The following is a 5147-nucleotide window of genomic DNA, read 5'->3' on the forward strand; positions in this document are numbered from 1 at the left end:
GGAAACGAAACTTTTCGGAATAAAAAAACTAAAATTACTTGCGTAACTAATCGGTTACAAATATATTTGTAACCGATTAGTTACTTAAATGGTTTTTTTGAGAAATGAACAGCTTTCATAAATATTTAACCATTGTAAATACCTCGAATCATTTATTATTCATAACTCATATCCTATGAGAAGAGACGTATTTCAGGCAATAGCCGACCCAACCCGCAGATCTATTCTGGGTTTACTGGCTTTACAGACCTTAACACTGAATGCCATTGCAGAGAATTACCAGATCAGCCGACCTGCAGTGTCAAAGCATATCAAGATTCTCAATGAATGTGGACTGGTAGAGATCAGGGATGTTGGCCGGGAACGTTATTGTGAAGCCCGTCTGGACAAGCTGAATGAAGTTTCGGTTTGGGTGGAGCAGTATAAGCAATTCTGGGAACAGCGTTTTGATGCGCTGGAAATGTATTTAGATAAACTTAAACAGAATAAACCGAATGGAAAAGAATAATACCGCAGACCGCGAACTGCGGATCTCCCGTTTGCTGGATGCGCCCATTGATTTGGTGTGGGAAGTATGGACAGACCCTGAACATATTAAAAACTGGTGGGGCCCAAATGGCTTTACCAACACCATTACAAAAATGGAGATCCAGCCGAACGGCGCCTGGGATCTGGTGATGCATGGCCCGGATGGTACCGACTATAAAAACAAAAGTATTTTCAGAGAAGTGGTTAAGCATGAAAAGATCGTGTATGAGCATATCAGCGGACCGAAATTTTTAGCAACCATACTCTTTGAAAAGAAGCAGGATAAAACTTTTATACAATGGCATATGCTCTTTAATACTAAAGAAGAGTTTATACAAACCGTGAAAACATTTAAAGCAGACGAAGGTTTGAAACAAAACCTGGAAAAATTAAATGTTTATCTGGAAGCAGCTTTTACAATCCGTCAGCAATTAAAAAAATCTACTATGGCAAGAGTAACTAATTATTTAAATTTTCCCGGTACTACCGAAGAGGCAATGAATTTCTACAAAACTATTTTTAATGGAAAATTTGTAGGGAAAGGTATTCAACGCTTAGGTGATGTGCCACCACATGAAGGCATGCCTCCTTTATCTGATGCAGACAAGAAGCTGATCCTGCATATCGAACTGGAAATATTTGGTGGTTACATCATCATGGCTACGGATGCACCGGAAAGCATGGGCTTTACTCTAACCTCTGGTAATAACATGCACATCAGTTTAGAGCCTGAATCAAGAGCAGAAACAAAACGTATTTTTGAAGCATTGTCTGAAGGTGGAAAAATAACGATGCCGCTGGAGGATATGTTTTTTGGCGCATACTACGGTAGTGTTACCGATAAATATGGCATCAACTGGATGCTAAACTTCGCTGAGAAAAAGTAAAGAATGATTTCAAATAATTAAGGAGAAAAACTATTAAGTACAAACTAAACCAAACAATTCATTATGAAAATTCTATTCTGGGTAACAACCGGTTTCTTATTCCTGATGCAGGGTTTAATGCCAATCTTCACGTATAAAATGCCCGATTCACAGGCGGCCATGGCACACCTGGGTTATCCGGTATATTTTGGACTGATGCTGGCTCTCTTTAAACTGGCGGGCGGCCTTGCGCTAATTGTTCCGCAGGTGCCGCGGAGAATAAAGGAGTGGGCCTATGCAGGCTTTGGCCTGGATTTTATTGCTGCTATCTATAGCATGATTGCTGTGGATGGCATGGTGGCAACATCTTTCTTCCCGATCATTGCCTTTTTAGTATTAACAGCGTCTTACATTTCATATCATAAAGTATACGCCGCTAACTGATGGTAGAGGTTTTTAAAACAAATGTTCAGGAAGCCGATGAAGCGCATAGTATTATTCAGCGGCTTCTTGAACATTTTCCTGATTATCTGATCAACTTTGATCTGGAAGATTGTGATAAAATCCTTCGCATCAAAGGGGAGAAGATTGATTCTGAAAAAGTCTGTAAGATTGTAGGGCAAACGAATGCAGATTGCAGTGTTTTGTAGATACGTATATTTCCTGCTTAATTTACCGGAAACATTTTTTATTTTTAAGGGTCAGGTTACTATATACAGAAACCTGTTTAATAACTTCCCCATATGATTAAAAAAATACTATTACTCATCTTCATTGCATGTGCTTTACAACTGGACGTGCTTGCTCAGCCGCCACAGTTGATCATTCCCAAATGGAAAGTCGGAGACAGCCTGTTGGTACAGGAAAAAGGATCTATCAAGATGAACATTCTGGGAATGGATATACCTATGGATGCCAATACAAGATATAAATTAAAAGTTACTCAAAAAGATGCCGAAGGTTATACCATTGAAGTGTATGACATGAATTACCTGGGTATGAACGGTGGCGGACCGATGGAAGAACTTTTCAAGGAACTTGAAAAAAATCTTGGTGAAATGATGAAACAAGCCACAGCAATGAAATTGATCGTTCGGGTAAGTCTGCAGGGCGAAGTAAAGGATCTCCTCAACTGGAAAGAGGTACAGCTTGTGCTTCATCAAATGGGCGATGCGCTGATGACATCTATGGGAACAAAATACGGTATTCCACAGGAAAAACTGGATTCTTTAAAACTTGAAATGAGTAGCAAACTTGCCACTAAGGATCAGGTCATGAACGAAACACTGGATCAGGTTGAATATTTGATGAGTGGTTACAACATCAAATATCCGCTGACAGGTAAATTAAATGTTTCGGCCATGTTGTTCAGCAGGATGAATTATTTTGAATTGAATCACAAAGGTGTAGCTGCTACGCTAAGCACCAAAACTGTTTCAAGAAAGCCAACAGAGACACAGGTAGCTTATGATGTGATCTATAACAGACAGGCACTGCTGGATTATATAAACAGCCAGTCTGCAGACAAGTATACAAAAGAGATGCTGGATAAGATGGTGTTTACAGAAGACCGGAGTTTTAATTTCAATTCAACAAATAACTGGCCTAAATATATTAAAATGAACGCCCACATTGCAATGGAAGAAATGATGAATATTACCATTGCTACAGAGTATGCGATTACGCAGTATTGAAAAATAATTTATAGGTATTATTTTAAATGCTACTGTTTAATGTTCTATAAAAAAAAATAAAAAAACTACTAAGATTATACCTAATAAATTAAAGAATGATTGTTTTAGGGATGCTTTAATTACAGTGGTTGCTATCTGATCATCAATGATCAGATAGCTATTGGTATCTATTTTAGTCTTTATGTACTGCACGCATTCATACCTCTACAAAAAAAATAATTATGAATTGAAAACTGCAGATAAACTTTTAAATAATTCATAATTCATAAATTACTTCTTCTTCAGATCCAGCGCCTCTGCCATGCCCGGCAGCAGCTTGTGCTCAGAATCCATGATACCGAACCATACCTGCCAGGAGATATCCATCTCGCGGAAAATTTCTCCCATGGTTTTGAAGTAAGCATTCAGGTCTTCGATCTTTGCCGTATTTGGTAAAGCGCCCCATTCATTACAGATCAGGGGAACATTGTTGTCATAGGCCCAGTTCTTTACCTGCGCCAGTCTGTTTTTAATGAACTGTTTATTGCCTTCCTGGTAATATCTTTTTGCCTGGTCTTTCACCCAATCCGGTGTGCCGTCAACAATCCCAAAATCCCTGAATTCGGTCGACCATCTTTCAGGTGAATAGGGAAACGGGATACCTTTCATGGTGCCCATGTTTGTCCAGCTGGCGCCCTGGTGCGTAAAGATGAAGGGGTCATACATATGGAATGAATAGATCACGTATTTATCTTTTAATGGTTTGTTCTTGATCAGCTCATCCAGGCTGTACCACTTTGTATCTCCAAAAATAACAGGTCTTGTTTTATCAACCCGGCGGATGGAATCGATCATCATCTGCGCCAACAGAGTCCAGTCGGCCTGGTCAATGTATTCGCCCTCCGGCAAGCTCAGGCACGGCTCGTTGGTGAGTTCAAAGAATAAGTCTTCACGTTTTTCATGCACGAAGTGTTGTGCGACAATTCTCCATAAAGAAGATACGGCTTCTCTGAATTTCGGATCTTTAGAGGCTGCTCTGTTGTAGCTTCCATCATAAGCATGGTAATCGATGGTTAAAGAAAGTTTGTATCGCTTGGTCCAGTTATTCATGGAATCCAGCAATGTATACAACATGGGTTCTATGACAATTTTCTTTTTCTCACCGCTCAGTACTTTCAGTCTGTCTTCAATATACAGATCCAGGTCAATAGGGAAGCGGATACCCAGCAAGCCTTGCTCTGACTGAAGTTTAATAATGGCTTCATTGTATTTCCAGTCTTTCGGGTTGGCGGAAGTAATTTTGTTGGCTTCTGCCCAGCTGGCCAGGTTCATGCCTTTGGTCAGGTATTTTTTTGACAGGTCATTCAGCGGACTGGATATATTACCTTTAACAGCAACCGGTGCCGGAATCTGAGCCGGCAGGATCTGCATGTTATTTTGTTTTTCATACTTGATCTCCTTGACAAAACGGATCTCGTCGATTTCAAAATCTCCCGAAGTCTCATCGAGGTTCCATACAAGCTTAACCGAATTATCCAGGTTCAGATCGACTTTTTTACCCCAGCCTTCCTGGTTCAGCATAGAAAAATCAATGGTTACCAAGGTCCAGTCATTACTTGCCGGCACGCGCATGGAATAATAGTCATAATCCTTTACTTCAGGAGTCTGTACCCGCACCTTATGAGCAACACCTTTGTGCCAGTAGGAAATACCGGCATAGGCAGATGGATTTACAGCAGCTGTTTTATCAACGCCTGTTGCCAGGGAATAATAAGGATTCCATTGATAGTTGGCCTTTTCGAGGATAACATCGACATGCAGCATGCCTTTGGATTGGTAGCCGCCGGTGGTTATAAAGGCTTCTTTCTGCCAGTTTTGCTGCACCAGACGGCTTTTGCCGCCCGCGGCATTATCATTGAAACTATACCAATAGCCTCCCAATGAATTTTGTGAATTTCCATCTTCAAAATCTTCAATTAATAAACTTGGAGATTGCTGTGCAACAACACGTAATGTGCATAGTAAAAATACAGGTAACAGGTATATGATTTTCATGTTATGGAATTATGAATTATGAGTT

General features: G+C 40.1%; 6 protein-coding genes. 5 read left to right on the forward strand and 1 reads right to left on the reverse strand.

The genetic code is table 11. The annotated features are described in order from the left end of the window. Positions 1–175 precede the first annotated feature (175 nt). The 5 genes from ACTHJT_RS10360 to ACTHJT_RS10380 all read left to right on the forward strand — a co-directional run bounded on the left by ACTHJT_RS10360 (position 176) and on the right by ACTHJT_RS10380 (position 3088). Positions 176–508 carry an ArsR/SmtB family transcription factor gene (locus ACTHJT_RS10360; RefSeq protein WP_440237950.1) on the forward strand — a complete coding sequence of 111 codons (333 nt, stop codon included), beginning with the start codon at positions 176–178 and terminating at the stop codon, positions 506–508. Then, positions 495–1415 (forward strand): SRPBCC domain-containing protein, encoded by a 921-nt coding sequence (locus ACTHJT_RS10365; protein ID WP_440237951.1) that lies wholly within the window; start codon positions 495–497, stop codon positions 1413–1415. The genes ACTHJT_RS10360 and ACTHJT_RS10365 overlap by 14 nt, the downstream gene beginning before the upstream one ends. A gap of 63 nt (positions 1416–1478) precedes the next feature. Continuing rightward, positions 1479–1838: a DoxX family protein gene (locus tag ACTHJT_RS10370; RefSeq protein ID WP_440237952.1), complete on the forward strand. Its 360-nt coding sequence runs from the start codon at positions 1479–1481 to the stop codon at positions 1836–1838. Further along, the gene (locus tag ACTHJT_RS10375; protein WP_440237953.1) at positions 1838–2044 is read left to right on the forward strand and encodes a hypothetical protein; all 207 of its coding nucleotides are present in this window, start codon (positions 1838–1840) and stop codon (positions 2042–2044) included. The genes ACTHJT_RS10370 and ACTHJT_RS10375 overlap by 1 nt, the downstream gene beginning before the upstream one ends. Before the next feature lie 93 nt (positions 2045–2137). Beyond that, positions 2138–3088: a hypothetical protein gene (locus tag ACTHJT_RS10380; RefSeq protein WP_440237954.1), complete on the forward strand. Its 951-nt coding sequence runs from the start codon at positions 2138–2140 to the stop codon at positions 3086–3088. A gap of 270 nt (positions 3089–3358) precedes the next feature. Here ACTHJT_RS10380 and ACTHJT_RS10385 read toward each other — a convergent pair whose 3' ends face one another. Then, complete coding sequence (locus ACTHJT_RS10385) at positions 3359–5122, reverse strand: cellulase family glycosylhydrolase (protein ID WP_440237955.1); 1764 nt, start codon at positions 5120–5122, stop codon at positions 3359–3361. Positions 5123–5147: the final 25 nt, after the last annotated feature.

The sequence above is a fragment of the Cytophaga sp. genome (assembly GCF_051961495.1).
GTDB lineage: Bacteria > Bacteroidota > Bacteroidia > Cytophagales > Cytophagaceae > Cytophaga.

Excerpts from the sequence above, each read along its gene's own strand:
- ACTHJT_RS10365 (WP_440237951.1), top strand. The coding sequence starts at position 495 with ATGGAAAAGAATAATACCGCAGACCGCGAACTGCGGATCTCCCGTTTG.
- ACTHJT_RS10385 (WP_440237955.1), bottom strand. The coding sequence starts at position 5,122 with ATGAAAATCATATACCTGTTACCTGTATTTTTACTATGCACATTACGT.
- ACTHJT_RS10380 (WP_440237954.1), top strand. The coding sequence starts at position 2,138 with ATGATTAAAAAAATACTATTACTCATCTTCATTGCATGTGCTTTACAA.
- ACTHJT_RS10360 (WP_440237950.1), top strand. The coding sequence starts at position 176 with ATGAGAAGAGACGTATTTCAGGCAATAGCCGACCCAACCCGCAGATCT.
- ACTHJT_RS10370 (WP_440237952.1), top strand. The coding sequence starts at position 1,479 with ATGAAAATTCTATTCTGGGTAACAACCGGTTTCTTATTCCTGATGCAG.
- ACTHJT_RS10375 (WP_440237953.1), top strand. The coding sequence starts at position 1,838 with ATGGTAGAGGTTTTTAAAACAAATGTTCAGGAAGCCGATGAAGCGCAT.